16 protein-coding genes are annotated in these 20,088 nt (G+C 56.9%); 11 read left to right on the top strand and 5 right to left on the bottom strand.

All coding sequences use genetic code 11. From position 1 onward, the window contains the following. Positions 1-5: 5 nt before the first annotated feature. Positions 6-1,145 (top strand): alkaline phosphatase family protein, encoded by a 1,140-nt coding sequence (locus tag QP503_RS07210; RefSeq protein WP_285101446.1) that lies wholly within the window; start codon positions 6-8, stop codon positions 1,143-1,145. Between the two features lie 70 nt (positions 1,146-1,215). Here QP503_RS07210 and sepH read toward each other — a convergent pair whose 3' ends face one another. Then, a complete protein-coding gene (gene sepH, locus QP503_RS07215; RefSeq protein ID WP_006681577.1) occupies positions 1,216-2,370 on the bottom strand; it encodes a septation protein SepH in 1,155 nt (384 codons plus the stop codon). A 173-nt stretch (positions 2,371-2,543) separates the two neighbouring features. On the opposite strand from sepH, the gene QP503_RS07220 reads away from it, so the two are divergent. The 4 genes from QP503_RS07220 (at position 2,544) to QP503_RS07235 (ending at position 4,586) form a co-directional block, all read left to right on the top strand. Beyond that, on the top strand, positions 2,544-2,846 hold the full coding sequence (locus QP503_RS07220) for a DUF4193 domain-containing protein (RefSeq protein ID WP_006681576.1): 303 nt from the start codon (positions 2,544-2,546) through the stop codon (positions 2,844-2,846). Between the two features lie 9 nt (positions 2,847-2,855). Continuing rightward, positions 2,856-3,497, top strand: a complete 642-nt coding sequence (locus QP503_RS07225) for a DUF3710 domain-containing protein (protein ID WP_285101448.1) — start codon at positions 2,856-2,858, stop codon at positions 3,495-3,497. Positions 3,498-3,576: 79 nt separating this feature from the next. Beyond that, positions 3,577-3,885, top strand: a complete 309-nt coding sequence (locus QP503_RS07230; RefSeq protein WP_243440792.1) for a DNA-binding protein — start codon at positions 3,577-3,579, stop codon at positions 3,883-3,885. Then, positions 3,882-4,586: a DUF3159 domain-containing protein gene (locus QP503_RS07235; RefSeq protein ID WP_006681573.1), complete on the top strand. Its 705-nt coding sequence runs from the start codon at positions 3,882-3,884 to the stop codon at positions 4,584-4,586. Before QP503_RS07230 ends, QP503_RS07235 begins: the two co-directional genes overlap by 4 nt. A 30-nt stretch (positions 4,587-4,616) precedes the next feature. Here the strand turns inward: QP503_RS07235 and QP503_RS07240 are convergent, their stop codons facing one another. Continuing rightward, positions 4,617-5,321 carry a potassium channel family protein gene (locus QP503_RS07240; RefSeq protein ID WP_006681572.1) on the bottom strand — a complete coding sequence of 235 codons (705 nt, stop codon included), beginning with the start codon at positions 5,319-5,321 and terminating at the stop codon, positions 4,617-4,619. A gap of 5 nt (positions 5,322-5,326) precedes the next feature. After that, positions 5,327-5,977, bottom strand: a complete 651-nt coding sequence (locus QP503_RS07245) for a potassium channel family protein (RefSeq protein ID WP_006681571.1) — start codon at positions 5,975-5,977, stop codon at positions 5,327-5,329. 199 nt (positions 5,978-6,176) lie between these two features. Here QP503_RS07245 and QP503_RS07250 point away from each other — a divergent pair, with 199 nt between their 5' ends. The 4 genes from QP503_RS07250 to acnA all read left to right on the top strand — a co-directional run bounded on the left by QP503_RS07250 (position 6,177) and on the right by acnA (position 14,195). Then, entirely contained in the window at positions 6,177-8,177 is a 2,001-nt protein-coding gene (locus QP503_RS07250) for an amino acid permease (protein WP_442953371.1), read from the top strand. Positions 8,178-8,246: 69 nt separating this feature from the next. After that, positions 8,247-9,557, top strand: a complete 1,311-nt coding sequence (locus tag QP503_RS07255; RefSeq protein WP_103633617.1) for a class I SAM-dependent RNA methyltransferase — start codon at positions 8,247-8,249, stop codon at positions 9,555-9,557. Positions 9,558-9,887: 330 nt separating this feature from the next. Then, a complete protein-coding gene (locus QP503_RS07260; protein WP_006681566.1) occupies positions 9,888-11,114 on the top strand; it encodes an MFS transporter in 1,227 nt (408 codons plus the stop codon). 390 nt (positions 11,115-11,504) lie between these two features. Continuing rightward, the gene (gene acnA, locus QP503_RS07265) at positions 11,505-14,195 is read left to right on the top strand and encodes an aconitate hydratase AcnA (protein ID WP_103633618.1); all 2,691 of its coding nucleotides are present in this window, start codon (positions 11,505-11,507) and stop codon (positions 14,193-14,195) included. Positions 14,196-14,272: 77 nt separating this feature from the next. Here acnA and ppgK read toward each other — a convergent pair whose 3' ends face one another. Beyond that, positions 14,273-15,028 (bottom strand): polyphosphate--glucose phosphotransferase, encoded by a 756-nt coding sequence (gene ppgK / locus QP503_RS07270; RefSeq protein WP_181002189.1) that lies wholly within the window; start codon positions 15,026-15,028, stop codon positions 14,273-14,275. A 134-nt stretch (positions 15,029-15,162) separates the two neighbouring features. Next, entirely contained in the window at positions 15,163-16,050 is an 888-nt protein-coding gene (gene map, locus QP503_RS07275; RefSeq protein ID WP_103633644.1) for a type I methionyl aminopeptidase, read from the bottom strand. 206 nt (positions 16,051-16,256) lie between these two features. Between map and pheS the strand changes: the two genes are divergently transcribed. Together pheS and pheT are read left to right on the top strand one after the other, a co-directional pair. After that, positions 16,257-17,342, top strand: a complete 1,086-nt coding sequence (gene pheS / locus QP503_RS07280) for a phenylalanine--tRNA ligase subunit alpha (protein ID WP_103633620.1) — start codon at positions 16,257-16,259, stop codon at positions 17,340-17,342. Position 17,343: 1 nt separating this feature from the next. Beyond that, the gene (pheT, locus tag QP503_RS07285; RefSeq protein WP_103633621.1) at positions 17,344-19,992 is read left to right on the top strand and encodes a phenylalanine--tRNA ligase subunit beta; all 2,649 of its coding nucleotides are present in this window, start codon (positions 17,344-17,346) and stop codon (positions 19,990-19,992) included. The last annotated feature ends 96 nt before the right edge of the window (positions 19,993-20,088 follow it).

Genomic DNA, 20,088 nt, shown 5'->3' on the forward strand with positions numbered 1-20,088 from the left:
TCGCCATGGTCACTTCACCCGTTTCGGTTCCCGCATGGGCAGATGTGCCTTCGCAGGCTGACCCGTGTTTGGCTGATGTTTTTGGTGCCGCTTTGGCATGTGCCGGTCTGCCTCTGGGGAACGAGGCCACTCGGGCTCGTTTGTCGCTTGACCGTGAAGAAGGGCAGCTCCTGATCATCTTGGTCGATGGCTTGGGCTATGTTCCCTTGATGTCTCACCTTGGGCACGCGTCGACCTTGCGGTCGGTGCGCGATGACATTGTGAACCTTCACACGATCGCGCCGTCGACGACAGCCGTTGCGATTACCTCTTTTGGAACGGGGGAAAAGCCTGGGAAGACGCGGATGGTGGGCTATGCGGTTGCCCGGGGGGATTCGGTGATGAATCTTCTGGCGTTTGAGAATGGTCCAGATCCTCTGGCATGGCAAGAATGTCCGACTTACTTTGAGCGCCTCAGCCAGCAGGGGGTGAAGTCCGCAGTTATTTCTCCGCCGACGTTCGCTGGTTCGGGCTTGACGAAGGCTGCCTTAAGGGGCGCACGCCACGTGGCTGGCAAAACCTGGGATGAGCGTGCCAGTGCGGCTCTGCGAGAGCTCAAGAAAGGCACGCAGGTCGTCTACCTCTACTGGTCAGAAATCGACCATACGGGCCATGGGCATGCAGTGAGCTCTTGGGAATGGTCCGATGCTCTTGAAGCCTTCGACGCCGGATTGGGGCGCCTGCTTCTTAGCCTGCCCCGCAACGTGCGTACGGTACTGACTGCTGACCACGGCATGATCGATATTGACCATGGTGCGTTGATTGATCTTGCGGATCGTCCAGATCTTGCCGACGGTGTACGGATCCTTGCCGGAGAAACACGCGCTGTTCACATTCATACCGAAGCTGGCCGTGAATCCGAAGTGATTGACCGTTGGAAGCATGAACTGAACGACGTCGCGTGGGTACTCGGTTGCGATGAATCTGCGAGCCTCTTGGGTGAAGGCCCAGGTAATCGCGAAATTGGCGCGGGTATCGCGTTCTTTAATGGACGCGCAGGCCTCGTTGATTCCAGATCACAAAAGCCGGAAATGATCGCGATGCCTGGAGTCCACGGTTCCCTGACCGAAGCTGAAATGCGAATTCCGCTGATCCGGCTTTCCTGAACCCGAGCCGTCAGCAAAAAACGAAAAACTCACGAGCATCATGTGTCGTGGGTTTCTCGTTTGAAAACGACTACTTCGACTTTGAACCGAAGACGATCTCGTCCCAACTGGGAACAGAACGACGACGAGACTTCGACTTCTTCGCGCTAGCTGGCGCTGAAGAATGAGGCTCTTCAACAAGGTTTTCAAGACCTGGCAACGACTGGTCATCGTAATCAGCATCCGAATCGGTGGACGCTTTTTTCGCGGGCGCAGTCTTCTTTGCAGAAGGAACCTTCGTGTCCTGGGTCTTCGAGTTGGGAGCTTCCTTGTCCTTTGGTGAAGAAGTAGACGCGCTCGGGATCGGCGTCGATGCGGACAGTGCATCGAGAACAGGGAACTCGGAGTTCTGCGAAGGGACCTCTTCCTCTTCCTTCGTGCGAGCATGTGCCAAGGAATAGATGCGAGCCGAAATTGAAGAATCGGTCAGCGTGGCCTGTTCGAACTCTTCGGGGTCAAAATCCTCGTCATCAAGGTCATACTCGATGTCCTGAGGCTTTCCGCGGCTCGCATTCAACTGATCAATGATCGCTTCACGTGCGCGAACTTCTTCGAGGTCTGCAGGATCCAATGCATCGGGTGCGTTCGGCTGCAGGGGAGTGAAGATTGAAGCCGCAGGAGTCGACGACTGGGTTTCAGTCAGCCACTGGGCTTCCTGATCAATAGCTTCAAGAGGACCGGTCTTCGGTAACAGCCAATTGGCGGCGTGTTCTGACGCCGACTGGATGAACGTCAAGCAAATCTGCCAGGGGCCAGCACCTTCGCGACTTGCATTCCATTCCAAAGTTGACGGATCAACACCGCGTGCGGCCAATCGATCAATGACAAGCTCACCCATCTTCGGGCCGTCCGCTACCGAGCCAATGCGCATATTCTGCGCGCGCTGGAGTGCGTATTCTTTTTCGGCCTGGATGGGGCTTTCGAAGGAACGCACCATCTCGATATCGCATGCGTGGGATGTGGCGATTTCTTCGGGAGTAGCGCCGGCACGGAGCAGGCTCTGAATCTCGCGGGGAGAGATCTGCTGACGCGCTGGGCTGGGTGCTGGCTCGAGGTGCATACGATGACGACGGATTGATCCGCGAAGCTCGTCAGTAATAGAGACTTGGTAGCGTTCCCCGTTTGGATCGGTAAAGACCAGCGTTTCGCCGTCTGCGCCGATACCGAGCAAATCGAGCTCGATCATGAGCACCTCCTACAGTTCATCAGCGAAATGTTCTCAAACTGTAGGCACTAATCGTGATTGAACGCGCCGCAAAGTCCTAAGTGGTGGCATTCGTCTCTTAACAGTGTTATATTCCCTCCGCCGATACAGTTCATGATCAGATCATGAAATAACCCGCCCGAAGGACGAAACTCATGGCTACCGATTACGACGCACCTCGTAAGAATGACGATGATGTTGCCGAAGATTCAATCGAGGAACTGAAGTCGCGTCGAGGTGACGCTGGTTCCGCTGAAATCGAAGAAGACGAGACCGAAGCAGCTGAGAACTTTGAGCTCCCCGGTGCTGACCTGTCGAAGGAAGAACTGACCGTTCACGTTATTCCCCGTCAGGATGACGAATTCACCTGCTCGTCCTGCTTCCTCGTCCACCACGCTTCTCAGCTCGCCTACGTTGACGACGCTGGGCTGCCGGTGTGCACCGAGTGCGCGGGCTGAGGCGCTATCTTGTTTTTCTCTCGAAAGAAAAAGGCTGAAGCAACCGATATTCCCGAGCTTGGAGCGCAGGTAGCACCTGAAGAAACCGTTGACCCGATTGATTTGCCGGGCCCTCGCTCGGTTGGCGAGTGCGATACGTCCAACGGCTACATCGATATGGGCTCCTTGCTTCTTCCATCCGTCCCCGGTGCCCAGTTGCGTACCCAGGTCGGCGATGACGGTCACTCCGTTCTCAAGGTTTTAATCGTTATCGGAGACTCCGGTCTGCAGATTTCTGTTGCTGCAGCACCTCGAAGCGGTGGCGTGTGGGATGAAATCCGCGAAGAGATCCGTGCCGGATTGCTGAAGGATTCTGCAACAGTCATTGATCGCGATACGCGTTACGGGACTGAGCTCCAAGCTGATATTCCAGTCTCCCTTCCGGATGGCCGGCAGGGGACCTCGCGGATGAGGATCATCGGACGTGAAGGCGACCGTTGGTTTGCGCGCATTGACATTCTTGGCCCTGCGGCTCTGAGCAATGAGGCAGGCAAAAACTTCGAGTCGATCATTGACCGGATCGTTGTCGTTCGCGACGATCAGCCACGCGCTCGCCTTGGGTTGCTCCCTCTTCACCTTCCGAACGAAGAAGTCGAGATTCCTCGTGTCTAAACACAGTTCGCGTGCGTCAGGCTTCTGGAGCGCACTCGCGCAACATTTCTCGACGGACAGTCGTCAAAAAGACGAGGCTCTGGATGAGGAACAGAGGCGAGCGCGCCGTGGAACCACTCCAATTCGTGACGTTCACAATCGTCAACACGTCACGCTTTTTGGCACGCTCATGTCAATGACCTACCCGCCTGAAGGATCACATTTCATGCTGGTTGGAACCCTGTATGACGGGACGGCCTCCATTGAACTGAGATGGCCGGGACGCGTGTCAATTCCGGGGCTGAAAGTCGGCGAACACATTGAGGTTGAAGGTACAGCAGGAATGCAAGGAGACGTGCTGACAATCATCAATCCGCTCTACCGCATCATCGCTTCGGAGAACATGTGAGCGCCTTAGATGAACACGATGAATCCACTGGCGTGACCGAGTCTGGTCCGACCTGGACGCGTCAACTCAACGAAGAATCGTTTTCTTTTACCCAGGCGGTCGGAGGCTGGCGCGGACTCACTGAATCCGTAGTGCCAGCCCTTCTCTTCGTTGTCGTTTTCATCATTTTCCACTCGGTCGTCGGCGCATCGGTCGTCGCGGGTGTCGTTGCGCTACTCGCCGTTGGCATCCGTCTTGTTCAGCGTCAGCCACTGACGCAATCGCTTTCAGGCGTCATCGGTGTAGGAATCGGCGTGGTCTGGGCTCTTGCTTCGGGCAGGGGAGAAAACTTCTACACGTGGGGCCTGATCACCTCGGCAGCTTTCCTTGTTGGCTTCCTTGCGTCGATCGTCGTAAGAAAGCCACTTGTCTCCCGGGGCGCTGGGATGTTCTGGGAACTGGAAGCTGACTGGTATCGCAAAGAAGAGTGGGCCGGCCTTAAGCGTCGAGGCCTTCTTCTTACGTGGCTTTGGACAGGGCTCTTCGCACTACGTCTTGGCATTGAGCTTCCCCTATGGCTTGCTCACATGGTTGGCCCATTAGGTATCGCGAAGCTTGTCCTAGGACTGCCACTCTTTGCCCTCGTCACATGGCTCACCTGGATGGGATTAAAACCGTTCTCTCCAACAAAGGCGGATGAGCATCCAGCCCAGGCCTCGTAGCGACGAATCGCGAATCGGGTGAAGGCGGAATTATTCTTCCGACTCGACTTCCTCTTCGTCGGCCGCTGGCGGAACTTCCACCAACGCTTGGAGAGTCGACAGAGCATTCTTCTCCGTATCGGAAATCAACAGCAACAACTCGTCACCGGACTCAAAAAGATCATCATCCGATGGCGTGAGTGGGCGACCATCACGGAGCAACGACGTCAATACGGTGCGCGGAGGCAGATCCGTGTCAGAAATGCGTTTGCCAACGATCGGGGAGCCCTCGGGCAAAACGATCGCGTACATCGATACTTCAGCAGAGTTGAACGAGAACAAACGAACCGGAATACCCTCGGACACGGCTTCTTCCACGAGAGCCGTCATAATGCGTGGGGTCGACACCGAAACATCAACGCCCCACGAGCCATTGAACAGCCACTCATTGTGAGGATTGTTCAGACGAGCAACCACTCGCGGCACCGCGAACTCGGTCTTCGCTAGCAAAGAAATAACCAGATTAGCCTTGTCATCGCCCGTCGCGGCAACCATCACGTCAGCTTCCGCAAGACCTGCTTCACGCAAAGCGTCGGGAGAACAGGCGTCAGCGAGAACCCAGTCCGCGTCAGCAACCGATGCAACGCGTAACTTATCGGGCTGCTTATCGATCAGAGTGCACTCGTGACCGTGTTCGAGAAGTTCAAGGGCGACGGAGCGACCAACCGAGCCTGCGCCTGCGATAACGATCTTCATGCGTATCAGTCCTCAAAGTTCGGGGTGGCCGTCAGAATAGAACGCAAGCGCGTCGACTCTGCTCCACCGATCGCAAAGTACAGCTGGTCGTGTTCTTGCACCACGAAGTCTTGGCGCGCTGGAACGATAGTCCCCAAACGGGATACGAAGGCAATACGCTCGCCGGTAAGTTCTTCAACTGTCGGGAAAGAAACGCCGTACCACGATGTCTCGGGCGTCGCCGTAACCAAGGAAACCTCGCCCGTGGGGTGCGTCCATGTGACCGCCGCATCCGGGGGAAGCATACGGCGCAGAACTGATTCTGCCGTGCGCTTCACGGTCGCAACCGTTGGGATGCCGAGACGCTCGTACACGTAGGCGCGTTCAGGATCATAAATTCGTGCGACAACGTGTGGCACGTGGAAGGTCTCTTGGGCGATACGCGTCGAAATAATGTTCGAGTTATCACCGCTGGAGACAGCTGCGAACGCATAGGCGTCTTTAATGTCAGCTTTCTTCAGGGCCTCGCGATCCATACCCAAGCCGGTGACGCGCTTGCCGGAAAAATCTGACGGCAGACGCGAGAAAGCTTTCGGATCAACGTCGATGACTGCAACTGAATGCCCATCAGCATCCAAAGCGGTGGCGAGGAAAGAACCAACGCGACCGCATCCCATAATGACGAAATGCACGCTCCTAAACTACCCGCATCAGCGTGCTTTCGTCACGTCTGAAGGGCTGGCCTAGAGCACATGTTCTCGGTATCACTTAAAGAGTTGCCCCAAGGAGTGCTGTTTTGACGCTAATAGGGCTACGCTTTAGCCCGTGCTGTATAACGTTTTCGCCAGAGCAAAACGTGTTCTGATCGGTCGTCCGATGCGTTCGGACGCGATGGGACACCAGCTTCTGCCTAAGCGCATTGCGCTACCGATCTTCGCCTCAGACGCGCTGTCGTCGGTCGCCTATGCCCCCGATGAAATCCTGCTGACCTTAGCGTTAGCGGGCGGTTTGGCTGCCATGCAGTCGATTTGGGTTGGTGTCGTCGTCGCTGCGGTTCTTGCAGTTGTCGTGTTGTCATACCGCCAGACCGTGCATGCTTACCCGTCGGGTGGCGGTGACTACGAGGTTGTCACAACGAACCTTGGTCGCACGTGGGGTCTGGTTGTCGCATCAGCTCTGCTGGTCGACTACATCCTGACGGTCGCCGTATCGATTTCGTCGGGTGCTGCCTACATCACGACTGCTTTGCCGTCGCTTGCGGGGCACGAGGTCCTGATCGCAGTTCTGCTTGTCATCATCTTGTCCCTGTTGAACCTGCGTGGCACGAAAGAAGCAGGTGGCGCATTTGCGATCCCGACATACATTTACATGGGTGCGATCGCGCTGATGGTGATCGTCGGCTTTGTGCAGATGGCGACAGGACACCTGGGGAGCGCACCGACAGCGCAATACGAACTGGTTGCTTCCGATCAATTCTCCTCTGGTCTGGCGGGCCTTGCGGGAGCGTTCCTGCTGATGCGCGCGTTCTCTTCCGGTTGCGCCGCTTTGACGGGCGTTGAAGCAATCTCGAACGGCGTGCCCATGTTTAAGCGTCCCAAGTCGAAGAATGCTGCTTCGACGCTTGCACTGCTCGGCTTGATTGCCGCAACAATGATGCTGTCGATCCTGATCTTGGCGCGTGCAACCGGTGTGAAGATTGTCGATGACGCCGTCGAACAGCTGACACTTAACGGCCAGCCCGTGGGTGAAGAGACGGTTGTGTCTCCCGCAATTGGTCAGATTGCTTCGGCTGTTTTCGGCCATGGATCAATCCTGTTCCTCTTGGTGACGACCGTGACCGGTTTGATTCTGGTTTTGGCAGCAAACACTGCGTTTAACGGTTTCCCGACTCTTGCGTCGGTTCTCTCCCGTGATTCCTTCCTTCCGCGACAGCTCTACAAGCGTGGCGATCGCCTTTCATACTCGAACGGCATCGTTGTTCTGGCTCTTGCAGCGATCATCTTGATCGTTGGATTCAAAGCCCAGACGACGCGCCTGATCCAGCTGTACGTGCTCGGTGTGTTTATCTCCTTCACACTTTCGCAGCTGGGCATGATTCGTCACTGGAACCGCGCTCTGCGTATGCGCCAGACCGGCTCAGAACGAGGCGCCGTATTGCGCTCGCGTGCGGTGAACATCATCGGTTTTATGATGACCGGCTTGGTTCTGCTGATCGTTTTGGCCACGAAGTTCACGCACGGTGCGTGGATTACGCTGATCATGATTGCGGTCGTCTTCTGCGTCCAACTCGGCATTCAGCATCACTACACGCAGATTCGCTCTCAGCTGCGTGTCGACGATTGGTCGGCGAAGCGTGCGCTTCCGACCCGCGTTCGTGCCCTGGTACTGGTCTCTAACCTTTCTCGCCCGTCTATGCGAGCTATTGCTGCGGCCCGCGCCTCGCAACCCTCCGCTCTGGAACTGGTGAGCGTCGTTGCCGACGATGACGAGGAAGCCCACATCCGCAAGGAATGGAAAGAATCTGGTCTACCGATCCCGTTGACCCTCCTGTCGAGCCCGTACCGCGACCTCAACCAGGTTGTGTTGCAGTACGTGCGCGGGCGTCGCCGTCGCGCTCCGGAGGAAATGCTGGTCGTGTATATGCCCCAGTTCCTTGTTCGTCATTGGTGGGAAAATGCAATGCATAATCAGACTGCATTGCGTCTTCGTCGTGCCCTCCTGTCCGTTCCCGGTGTAGTGATTACGACCGTGCCGTGGAAGCTAGGCGAAGATGACGAAGTGGAAGGTCGTCAGTTGATTAACGACCCCTTCAAGTCCGATGAGCACCATTCGAGTGCCCACGAAAATAGGCGACCGCCTTCGTTGACGACGAAATAGAATCGTTTCTTCACATCCAACTCGCTCCCGTGAGGCTTTATCGCCATCGGGGATTATCAAAGGCTTCATATGAACAAGCGCCGTTATCATCACCGCACTGCCACTCCACGCAACGAAGAGATTATTGAGTTGCGTGTTGGCGAGCCGGCTCACGGTGGCGCGTGTGTTGCCCGCGACGTTTCCGGGCGCGTGGTGTTTGTCCGTCACACATTGCCCGGCGAAAAGGTGAAGGCACGCGTGACGGCGGTGCAGAAGAACCTTGCGTGGGCTGACGCTGTAGAGATTCTTGAGGCATCTGCCGATCGTGTGCCGTCCGTGTGGCCACAGGCTGGCCCTGGTGGCGTCGGCGGTGGCGAGCTCGCTCATGTGGCGCCCGCGGCTCAGCGCGCGTGGAAAGAGACGGTTCTGCGTGGTCAGCTTCGTCGCGTTGGTGGCGAGGCTCTGTCTGCCCGCGTTGAAAATCTTGGCGGTGTTACAGTGCGTCCAGCTCCTGGGGACGAGGCCGACCAGACTTTATTGCACCGTCGAACGCGCATTGAGGTCGTCATTGATCGCGCTGGCTTGGCCGGTATGCACACCTATCGTGGCAAAGATGTCATTGCTCTAGATTCGATGCCATTGGCTTCAGAATCGATTGAACGATTGGGCCTGTGGGGTGCGAATTCGCAATGGGCTCCTTTCTTCAAGCCTGCTGATCGTGTGCGCGTTGTCGCGCCTGACGGTGGCTCTCCGGTCGTCGTGACTCCTCGCGGAACATTCAACTCACTGGGTGAAAAGCTCACGGAAACGCGATTGCCTTGGCATGTCACGGTGAACGGTGAGCAACTGGAGTACCGCGTTCGTGTTGGGGGCTTCTGGCAGACGCATGTCATGGGCGCTGAAGTTCTTGCAAACGCAGTCATGGGTGTTGCTTGTCTGTCTGAAGGCGACCGGGTGATGGAGCTGTATTCGGGTGCTGGCCTGTTCAGTGTTCCGATGGCAAAGGCTGTTGGTGCACGCGGTCGCATTGTCACCTTGGAAGGTTCTCAGGGCGCGGTCGAGGACGCAGGCGAGAACTGTGCGCCCTTTGACTGGGTTGAACCCTATGTTGGGAATGTCGACACTGAAGGTGTCCGTGAACTTGCAGCGGAGCTAGAAGGACGCCCGGACGTCATTGTTCTTGATCCTCCGCGCGCGGGTGCAGGTCGTGAGGTGACTGAGGCTATTGCTCAGTGTGGTGCATCGAAGATTGTCCTGGTTTCATGTGATCCTGCTGCCGGTGCCCGTGACATGTGCTTGCTTACCGAAGCGGGGTATGAATTGGCCAGCCTCCATGCGTGGGATTTATTTCCGCATACGCATCACCTGGAGACAGTTGCTTTGCTTCAACGCGTGAATTGACTTTGTCGGTTCTTCCCCCAGATTGATCTTCGTATCGTACGCGCTGGCATCGTTTCGTTGATCCTCGTCGCGGTTTGGCCTTGTCTCTTCTGGTAGCTGAATCGGCCACTTCGCGTTTTGGCGCTACTGTAGCGGTGCGGGAATGGGGAAGAAGTAGCCGTGAAAGTGTGGAGCAGATGGAACTCATTATTAGAGCTCGTTGAATGAAGAGTCATCTTCTGCGTGTCGCTGACGAACCCCATCTTTTTTGAACTGCGACCAGTCACTCGCCGAGGCGTCGGAAGCATACACTAGAGCTTCACGCGCCTGTCAAACGATATATGGAGCTTCATGCAACTCTTGCTTGCAGTCATTTACGTCGCCTTCATCAGCTTGGGTCTGCCAGACTCGCTGTTAGGTGCGGCGTGGCCGTCGATCTATCCGCAGATTGATGTCCCTGTTTCGTACGCAGGCATCATTTCGATGCTGATTGCAGCGGGCACCATCGTCTCCTCCCTGAACTCCGATCGCCTGACCCTGCGTTTTGGCACCGGCAAGGTGACAGCAACGAGCGTCGCGATGACCGCTGTTGCCCTTCTCGGCTTCTCCTTCTCAACGTCATTCCTTGAGCTTTGTCTTTGGGCGATTCCTTACGGTTTGGGCGCGGGTAGCGTTGACGCATCGCTGAACAACTTCGTCGCTCTTCATTACAAGTCGCGACATATGAGCTGGTTGCACTGCATGTGGGGCGTAGGCGCCAGCCTTGGCCCGTACATCATGGGGTACGCGCTCACCGGGCATGTTGGTTGGGCTGGTGGCTATCGAATCATTGGCCTGATGCAAATCGGGTTGGCGACGTTGCTCTTTATCAGTCTTCCCCTATGGAAGAAAACACCTGTCAATACCGGTGTGAGTGACGCCAACTCCGCGCCCACACATCAGGCGGATGCTGATGATCGTCAAGCGCGGCCTCGTACCCCTTTGACCCTGGCGCAGATTCTTCGCATCCGTGGTGCAAAAGCAGTTATGCTCACATTCTTCTGCTACTGCGCGATCGAAGCTACAGCTGGACTCTGGGCTGCCAGCTACCTGAACCTTCACCGTGGAGTATCTGCTGAAGACGCCGCTTCGTACGCAGCGGCATTCTTCGTTGGTCTTACGGTGGGGCGGGCACTCAGTGGTTTCCTGACCATTCGATTCAGCGACGATCAGATGATTATTGGTGGTGAAGCCTTGATTGTCATCGGTATCGCCACCACGGTGATCCCAGGCCATAACATCATCGCGTTGATGGGGCTTGTGGTGATTGGCTTGGGGTGTGCTCCGGTGTATCCGAGCATCATCCACGCAACACCTGCGCGCTTCGGAGCGGACAAATCGCAGGCGATTATCGGCGTCCAGATGGCAACCGCCTATGCGGGCACCCTCGCCATGCCACCGTTTTTTGGGTTGATTGCGAACCATTTTTCTGTCGCGTTATTCCCTTACTACCTCATGCTTTTGCTGTTCGCGATGGCCGCTAGCCACCGCCTGCTATTGTGGATCAGCGCTACGCATGCGGACGAGGATACTGCCTAGCGCGATCCTCATCTGGGCGAGTCATCGTTTCGTTTCTACGAGCGCATGGGCTATGCGCTCATCTCAACCTTTCATCAATGCGGTTTCACGTCTGACCGGTGGTAGACATGGTGCGGATGGAAAAATGATTGGCTCGCATGAATTGCTGGCATCTTTTGTGTCTTTTTGTTCACTGAGAACCAACATCCGCGGGTTTTTAGTACACCGATGTTGTTGATTTCTGAGGCGAGTGTTGTGTGAGGGCCTCCTGCACCACCTGAGGGAAGCCGAGAATTCACCGAAAAGTCTGAATTCAACGAATCTGTCCTATTTCTACTTGCGGACACCACGTCAGCAAGTAATCTTGATATCAAGATACTTAAGTGTGTGCGCAACAGTGGAGGAGAGGTCATGGCATCCGTGAACTCATTCGGAGCACAAACCACCCTGAGCGTTGATTCTCAGGACTACACGATTTACTCGCTTGACGCGGTCGATGGCCTCGACAAACTTCCGTACTCACTGAAGGTTCTTGCGGAAAACCTGTTGCGCACCGAAGACGGAGCAAACATCACCGCTGAGCACATCAAAGCGCTCGCATCGTGGGATCCGGACGGTGAGCCTGACACCGAAATCCAGTTCACCCCTGCGCGCGTCATCATGCAGGATTTCACCGGCGTTCCCTGCATCGTGGACCTCGCAACGATGCGTGAAGCAGTTGCTGACCTCGGTGGCGACCCGACTCTGATTAACCCACTGGCCCCCGCTGAAATGGTCATCGACCACTCCGTTCAGATTGACGTTGCCGGCACCTCGATCGCATTCGAACGCAATGTTGAACGTGAATACGAACGCAACCAGGAACGCTACCAGTTCCTCCGCTGGGGGCAGGGCGCATTCGATAACTTCCGCGTTGTCCCGCCGTCAACCGGCATCGTTCACCAGGTCAACATTGAGCACCTCGCCCGCACGGTTTTCGTCAAGGATGAAGCCGACGGTTCGAAGATGGCCTACCCCGACACTTGCGTCGGCACTGACTCGCACACCACGATGGTCAACGGTCTCGGTGTGCTCGGCTGGGGCGTCGGTGGTATTGAAGCCGAAGCCGCCATGCTTGGCCAGCCCGTTTCGATGCTGATCCCGCGCGTTGTTGGCTTCAAGCTGAAGGGTAAAATCCCCGCTGGCGCAACCGCCACCGACGTCGTGCTCACGATTACGCAGATGCTGCGCGCACACGGAGTCGTCGGCAAGTTCGTTGAGTTCTACGGCAGTGGCGTGGGCGCAGTTCCGCTCGCGAACCGCGCAACGATCGGCAACATGTCGCCGGAGTTCGGCTCCACCGCCGCCATCTTCCCAATCGACGAGGTCACGCTTGACTACCTGCGCCTGACGGGTCGGAGCGAAGAATCGATTGCCCTCGTTGAGGCATACGCGAAGAAGCAGGGTCTCTGGCACGATCCTTCACGCGAAGCCCGCTATTCCGAATACCTTGAACTCGATCTGTCGACGGTTGTTCCGTCGATTGCAGGCCCGAAGCGCCCGCAGGACCGTATCGAGCTGTCGAACTCGAAAGATATGTTCGAGAAGACGATCGGCACCTATGCGCCGGACGGTCCGCGTGAGGATGTTGAGTTGATGCTGGCCGATGGGACGAAGACTCGCCTGAACCACGGTGATGTGGTGATCGCGTCGATCACTTCGTGCACGAATACGTCGAACCCATCGGTCATGTTGGCGGCCGGTCTGCTGGCACGTAACGCTGTGAAGCGTGGTCTGACGTCGAAGCCGTGGGTGAAGACTTCCCTGGCACCCGGTTCCAAGGTTGTCACCGACTACTATGAGAAGGCAGGCCTCTGGGACGACCTCAATGCTCTGGGCTTCAACCTGGTTGGCTATGGGTGCGCCACCTGTATCGGTAACTCTGGCCCGCTGACTCCCGAGGTTTCTGCAGCGGTGAACGACAACGACCTCGCTGTCGTGTCGGTTCTGTCGGGCAACCGTAACTTCGAAGGTCGCATCAACCCCGACGTGAAGATGAATTACCTGGCGTCCCCCCCACTTGTCATCGCCTACGCGTTGGCTGGCACGATGGACTTCGACTTCGAGAATGATCCGTTGGGAATCGACCCCGCAGATGGTTCTGAAGTGTATTTGCGTGATATCTGGCCGGACGCCGACGAAGTACAGAAGACAACCGACGCGTCGATCGACCGCTCCATGTTCGAAAACGGCTACGCGGATGTCTTCGCTGGCGATGAACGTTGGCGCTCTCTGAACACCCCCGAAGGCCATGTATTCGCATGGAACGGAGAATCCACCTACGTGCGTAAGCCCCCCTATTTCGAGGGCATGGGCTTGGAGCCTGCTCCAGTCTCGGATATCGAAGGTGCTCGCGTTCTGCTGAAGCTCGGCGACTCGGTGACAACCGACCACATTTCGCCGGCTGGCGCTTTCAAGCCGGAAACCCCCGCGGGGCAGTACCTGATGAGCCACGGAGTCGAGCGCAAGGACTTCAACTCCTACGGTTCTCGCCGAGGCAACCATGAGGTCATGATCCGCGGTACGTTCGCGAATATCCGTATTCGTAACGAGATGCTTCCCGGTGTTGAAGGCGGTTTCACGAAGAACTTTGCTCACCCGGGTGCACCGGTTTCAACCGTGTATGACGCCAGCGTCGACTATCTCGCCCAGGGCACCCCCCTCGTTGTCCTCGGTGGCAAGGAATACGGTTCCGGTTCGTCTCGTGACTGGGCAGCAAAGGGAACCTCCTTGCTCGGCGTGAAGGCCGTGATCGCTGAATCCTTTGAACGCATTCATCGCTCGAACCTGATCGGCATGGGTGTCTTGCCCTTGCAGTTCCCCGAAGGACAGACGCGTGACTCGCTGGGATTGACCGGTGATGAGGTCTTCTCAATCCACGGTGTCACCGCTTTGAATGAGGGTATAACCCCGCAGGCTCTGACGGTCGAGGCCCTACGCGAAGACGGTACCTCCGTTACCTTCGATGCGCGCCTGCGTATCGATACGCCCGGTGAGGCTGACTACTATCGACACGGTGGCATCTTGCAGTACGTGTTGCGGGGCCTCGCTCAGCGTGACTAAAAACATGCGCGGTAAGACGAGTGGGGGGCACGGTGCGCTACCAAGTTGGTAGTCGCCTTCAAGATTTTGCGAGTGAATTATTCACGAGGCCCGGATGCCGCGTACCACGCTGCACCGACGATGCCGGCGGTATTACGAAGCTCAGCCGGGAGCATCTTCGTCTTTAGATCAAGCAACGGCATGAACTTCGCGTGGTTCTTCGACACGCCACCGCCGACCACGAACAGGTCGGGGCTGAACAACATTTCAACGTGGCTGTAGTACTTCTGAAGGCGCTTCGCCCACTTCTTCCACGACAGATCCTGAAGTGTCTTCTGACCGGACGAGGCGCGGGTCTCGGCGTCGTGGCCGTCGATCTCAAGGTGGCCGAGCTCAGAGTTGGGGACGAGCTTGCCGTCCATGATCAGAGCCGAACCGATTCCTGTACCGAGCGTCGTGACAATGACCAGACCCGGGACATCCTTCGCAGCACCGTAAACGACCTCTGCCAGACCAGCAGCATCAGCGTCGTTGAGTGGAACAACCTTGCGACCAAGGTGCTTTTCCATCAGGTCAATGACATTCACACCAACCCACGAATCATCCAGATTCGCCATAAAAGGAATAACGCCGTGAATCACTGGAGCTGGGAAGGTAATTCCGACAGGAATATCGGAGGCAACCTCAAGACCTTCAAGAAGCTGACGACAAACATCAGCAACTGCATCAGGGGTTGCAGGCTTGGGCGTTTCAATGCGAATACGTTCGCCGATGAACTCACCAGTCTCCAGGTCGACCAGGGCTGCTTTCACGCCAGATCCACCAATATCGATTCCACATCCAACGGTCGTCATTGTGCGAATGATCCCTTCCGAAACCTCATTGTTCGACTCAGTTGATATCGTACCGTAGCGCCGAGCAACAAGGTCGCGCGAACAGTTACGTCCGCGCGACCTCGTCGATCAGCAAAAATGTGCCAGCCTCAGACTCACGGAAGAGTCAAAATCTCCGCACCGTCTTCGGTGACAACGATGGTGTGCTCAAACTGAGCAGTACGTGAACGGTCAGCGGTCACAACGGTCCAGTCATCGTCCCACTGCTCCCAATCAATGCCACCAAGGGTCAACATCGGCTCGATCGTGAAGACCATACCGGGCTCCATCATCGTCGAATACGCGGGTGCAGCATCGTAGTGAGGAACAATCAGACCGGAGTGGAAGGCCTCGCCCACACCGTGCCCCGTGTAATCGCGGATCACGCCGTAGTCGAAACGCTTCGCATAACGTTCAATGACACGACCGATCACGTTGATTTCACGACCCGGACCAACAGCCTTAATGCCACGCATCATCGCTTCATGCGTGCGTTCAATCAGAAGGTGCGATTCCTCGTCGACCTTGCCAACCTCGAACATCGCGCAGGTATCACCGTGAACACCATCAACATAGGCGGTGATATCAACGTTCACGATGTCGCCTTCTTCCAACGGGCGATCGTCGGGAATGCCGTGGCAGATGACCTCGTTGATCGACGTGCACAGAGACTTCGGGAAACCCATGTACCCCAAGCATGACGGGTAGGCATTGTTGTCAATGAGGAACTCGTGGCCAATACGGTCGAGTTCGTCGGTCGTCACGCCCGGTGCGACGCTCTTGCCCACGGCCTCCAGAGCCTGAGCAGCAATACGGCCCGCGTGACGAATACGCTCGATCGTCGACACGTCCTTAATATCCGACGCAGTCACGCGCTCCGGACCCTCATGGAACATGTATTCAGGACGATCAATATGAGACGGGACTAAACGAACAGGGGAGATAGTTCCCGGTTTCAAGGTTCCAAGTGGCGCACGCTTGGCTAAATCAGATATATGAGTCATACCTTTAAGACTAGTCCTTTCGCTCACCTCGGGCAGATGGCCAGGCGACGAGGCTCCTTTATGACTGCTGACTGTGCAGACAACGAAGATATGAACCCAGCGTGAGTGACCCCATGTGGACGACAACGTAGTATCTTGCGGGCTCGGACTATCATGGCAGGGCATATAGTGCGTTCAAAACGAGACCTAATTGGAGGAAACAGGACATGGCCCAGGAAGCCCCTGACCTCAATCCACTGGATAGTGCAGCCGTCGACGCCCTCGTCACAGCTGCACTTTCAGATATTGAAGCCGCATCTTCACTCGAAGAACTCAAAGCCACAAAGCAAGCGATCCTTGGCGACAACGCCCCGCTGGTCGTAGCCAACCGCATCATCGGTTCCCTCAAACCCGCAGACCGTGGCACTGCAGGTAAGAATCTCGGTGGTGCTCGCGGCCAGATTTCGAAGGCTCTCGCCGTCCGTCAAGAGGTGCTTGAAGCTGAGAACGAGGCACGTGTTCTTCGCGAAGAATCCGTCGATGTGACTGCCGGTGGGCATCGCACGGTGACGGGTGCGCGTCACCCGATCGAGACTCTGATTGAAGAGATCGAAGATGTGTTTACATCCATGGGCTGGGCTATCGCTGAAGGCCCCGAAGTTGAACACGAATGGTTTAACTTCGACTCCCTGAACTTCGACATCGACCACCCGGCTCGTCAGATGCAGGACACGTTCTACGTTGACGGCACTTCTGCTGGTGGCCAGAACGCCGATGATGGGCACCTCGTGATGCGTACTCACACGTCGCCGGTGCAGTCGCGTGCCATGCTTGACCGCGGTGTCCCTCTGTACGTCGCATGCCCGGGCAAGGTGTTCCGTTCTGACGCTCTTGACGCGACGCACACCCCGGTTTTTCACCAGGTCGAAGGTTTGGCCGTTGATAAGGGCCTGACCATGGCGCACCTGAAGGGCGTGCTCAATCACTTTGCTCAGGCAATGTTTGGTCCTGAAGCGAAGGCGCGCCTGCGCCCGTCGTTCTTTCCTTTCACTGAGCCCAGCGCCGAACTTGATATTTGGTTCCCACAGAAGAAGGGTGGCGCCGGCTGGATTGAAGTCGGTGGTTGCGGCATGGTGAACCCCAACGTTCTCAGAGCAAACGGAATCGATCCGGAGGTCTACACCGGTTTCGCATTCGGTATGGGTATTGAACGCACCCTCATGCTCCGGCACGGAATTGCTGACATGCACGACATCGTTGAAGGCGACGTTCGTTTCAGCCAGCAGTTCGGTTTGATTGGAAAGGGACACTGACATGCCAATGGTTCCGATTTCTTGGCTCGCCGATCACGTCGAGGTCCCTGCTGATCTTGATGCCGCGCAGCTCGCAGCAGCGCTGGTGAAGGTTGGTCTGGAAGAAGAAGCAATCCACCCCGCAAAGGTCACCGGTCCGCTGGTTGTTGGCAAGGTTCTGACCCTGGTGAAGGAAACTGCCTCCAACGGCAAGACTGTCAATTACTGTCGCGTCGACGTTGGTCAGTACAACGACCAGCCGGGTGCCGGTAAGGAACCTTCGGATCTGCCAAGCCGTGGCATCATTTGCGGTGCTCACAACTTCGTTGAGGGTGACCTCGTTGTTGTTTCCCTGCCCGGTGCAGTTCTTCCCGGCGATTTCGCGATTGCAGCGCGTAAGACCTACGGTCACATTTCCGATGGCATGATTTGCTCTGCCCGTGAACTGGGACTGGGTAACGATCACGATGGCATCATCGTGTTGCCGAAGTATTTCCCAGACCGTGAGATCCCTGCTCCGGGTTCTGATCTGCTCGGTTTCCTTGGCTTGGGCGAAGAGACTCTTGAGATCAACGTGACCCCCGACCGCGGTTACTGCTTCTCAATGCGCGGTGTCGCACGCGAATTCGCGCACTCGACGGGTGCGAAGTTCACGGATCCCGGTCTGGTTGGAAACTGTGTTGCTTCGGTGCCCGAGGCAACCGCTGACGGATTCGAGGTGCGTATCGCAGACGACGCGCCGATCCACGGTAAGCCCGGTGCGGACCGTTTTGTCACCCGCATTGTTCGTGGCGTGAACCCTTCGGCTCCCAGCCCGCGTTGGATGGTCGAGCGTCTCGAAGCAGCAGGAATGCGTAGCCTCTCCTTGGCCGTTGACATCACCAACTACGTGATGCTCGACCTTGGGCAGCCAATGCACGCCTACGACCTGAATGCTCTTGAAGCTCCGATCGTTGTCCGTCGCGCACGCGCCGGTGAGCGTCTGACAACGCTGGATGAGGTCGATCGGCAACTGGATCCGCAAGACCTGCTGATCACAGATTCTCCGAACGGTGAAGGATCACGCATCATCGGCATGGCCGGTGTTATGGGTGGTCAGTATTCAGAGGTCGAGCATTCCACGACGGATATCCTCCTCGAAGCCGCTCACTTTGATGCGGTGTCGGTCGCCCGTACCGCACGTCGTCACCACCTGCCGTCTGAAGCGTCGAAGCGCTTCGAACGTGGCACTGATCCCCAGCTTGCTCCTGTCGCAGCTCAACGAGCTGTTGACCTGCTGGTTGAGTACGGCGGGGGAACGGCAGATGCAGCAGTGTCCGACTTCAACGAAGTCGCGCCGGCCTCGTCAATTCGTTTCCCGTACACCGATGCCGCCCGCTTGATCGGCGTCGACTACTCGAAGGAACGCGTTGAGGAGCTTCTCACTGAAATTGGTTGCACGCTCGACGAAATCGAAGACGGAATCTTCAACGTGACCGTTCCGACGTGGCGTCCCGACCTGACCGGTTCTGCCCACCTGGTTGAGGAAATTGCACGTCTTGACGGTTTCGACACTATTCCGTCGATTCTGCCGTCGGCTCCTGCCGGTGCTGGTTTGACTGATGCGCAGCAGGCGCGTCGTCACGTTTCTGCGTCGCTTGCAGCTTCTGGTTTGGTTGAGGTTCTCAGCTATCCGTTCGTTTCGGATTCCTTCGATCGTCAGCGTCTCGCTCAGGGCGATGAACGTCGTCAGGCTCTGAAGCTTCGTAACCCGCTTGCGGATGATGCACCCCTGTTGCGCACCTCGATCATTGATACCTTGCTCGACGCTGCCGGACGCAACGTTGCACGCGGTAGCGACCGCGTGGCGCTGTTTGAAACCGGACTTGTTGTTCGCCCTGCAGGCACAGTTCCTGCCGATCTTCTGAGCGCTGAACAGCGCCCGACTGATGAGGAACTTGCTGGACTGCGTGCTGGCACTCCTGCTCAGCCGTGGCATGTGGGTGTTGTCCTTGCCGGTCGTGCCTCGGCTTCGCCGGTTGTCGAGCCTGCTCGCATGTTCGCATGGTCGGATGCTCTTGAGACGGTCGAGAATATTGCGTCTCTTCTGGGCGTTCGCATTGAGGTCACTCGCGCGTGGGATGCCGACTACAAGAAGGTGCCCGGTCCGCTGATGCCTGAACCTGCATCGGATCCGGCTGATGTTGCTCCGTGGCATCCGGGTCGTGTTGCTCGCGTATTCGTCCGCCGTGGTCGCGATTTGATTGATATCGCGATGGCTGGCGAACTTCACCCCGGCGTGTGCAAGTCGTTTGGCTTGCCGGCCCGTTCGTGCGCCGCAGAGGTTGATCTGTCTGCTCTGATTGAGGCGATGAGCGGTGAGCCGACGCAGGTGAAGCCCGTCTCGACTTACCCGATTGCGAAGGAAGACATCGCTCTTGTTGTGTCGAAGTCGATCCCTGTTGCTCGCGTCGAGCAGGTTGTTCGCCAGGGCGGGGGAGCGTTGCTTGAAGAAGTGACGCTGTTCGACATTTTCGAATCCGAGACACTTGGCGCTGACGTTCGCTCGCTGGCGTTCGCTCTGAAGTTGCGTGCGCCGGATCGCACGCTGAGTGCCGACGAAGTTCGTGAGGTTCGCGAAAGTGTCGTCGCGAAGGCGGGCAAGGTGCTGGGAGCACAGTTGCGCTCTTAGTTAACGAGGCTCCTGACGGGGCACGATGACCGATAGAACAGCCGGGCTGGAGTCCGCGCCTTGTGTATCTTGACTCAGTACGAGATGTCAGCGCGA

This window comes from Pauljensenia sp. UMB0895 (assembly GCF_030218905.1).
Taxonomy (GTDB): Bacteria; Actinomycetota; Actinomycetes; order Actinomycetales; family Actinomycetaceae; genus Pauljensenia; species Pauljensenia turicensis_A.

Bases quoted from the DNA above. Each gene is read 5' to 3' on its own strand.
- QP503_RS07210 (WP_285101446.1), top strand. From the start codon at position 6: ATGGTCACTTCACCCGTTTCGGTTCCCGCATGGGCAGATGTGCCTTCG.
- sepH (WP_006681577.1), bottom strand. From the start codon at position 2,370: ATGATCGAGCTCGATTTGCTCGGTATCGGCGCAGACGGCGAAACGCTG.
- QP503_RS07220 (WP_006681576.1), top strand. From the start codon at position 2,544: ATGGCTACCGATTACGACGCACCTCGTAAGAATGACGATGATGTTGCC.
- QP503_RS07240 (WP_006681572.1), bottom strand. From the start codon at position 5,321: ATGAAGATCGTTATCGCAGGCGCAGGCTCGGTTGGTCGCTCCGTCGCC.
- QP503_RS07245 (WP_006681571.1), bottom strand. From the start codon at position 5,977: ATGGGATGCGGTCGCGTTGGTTCTTTCCTCGCCACCGCTTTGGATGCT.
- QP503_RS07250 (WP_442953371.1), top strand. From the start codon at position 6,177: ATGCGTTCGGACGCGATGGGACACCAGCTTCTGCCTAAGCGCATTGCG.
- QP503_RS07255 (WP_103633617.1), top strand. From the start codon at position 8,247: ATGAACAAGCGCCGTTATCATCACCGCACTGCCACTCCACGCAACGAA.
- QP503_RS07260 (WP_006681566.1), top strand. From the start codon at position 9,888: ATGCAACTCTTGCTTGCAGTCATTTACGTCGCCTTCATCAGCTTGGGT.
- acnA (WP_103633618.1), top strand. From the start codon at position 11,505: ATGGCATCCGTGAACTCATTCGGAGCACAAACCACCCTGAGCGTTGAT.
- ppgK (WP_181002189.1), bottom strand. From the start codon at position 15,028: ATGACGACCGTTGGATGTGGAATCGATATTGGTGGATCTGGCGTGAAA.
- map (WP_103633644.1), bottom strand. From the start codon at position 16,050: ATGACTCATATATCTGATTTAGCCAAGCGTGCGCCACTTGGAACCTTG.
- pheS (WP_103633620.1), top strand. From the start codon at position 16,257: ATGGCCCAGGAAGCCCCTGACCTCAATCCACTGGATAGTGCAGCCGTC.
- pheT (WP_103633621.1), top strand. From the start codon at position 17,344: ATGCCAATGGTTCCGATTTCTTGGCTCGCCGATCACGTCGAGGTCCCT.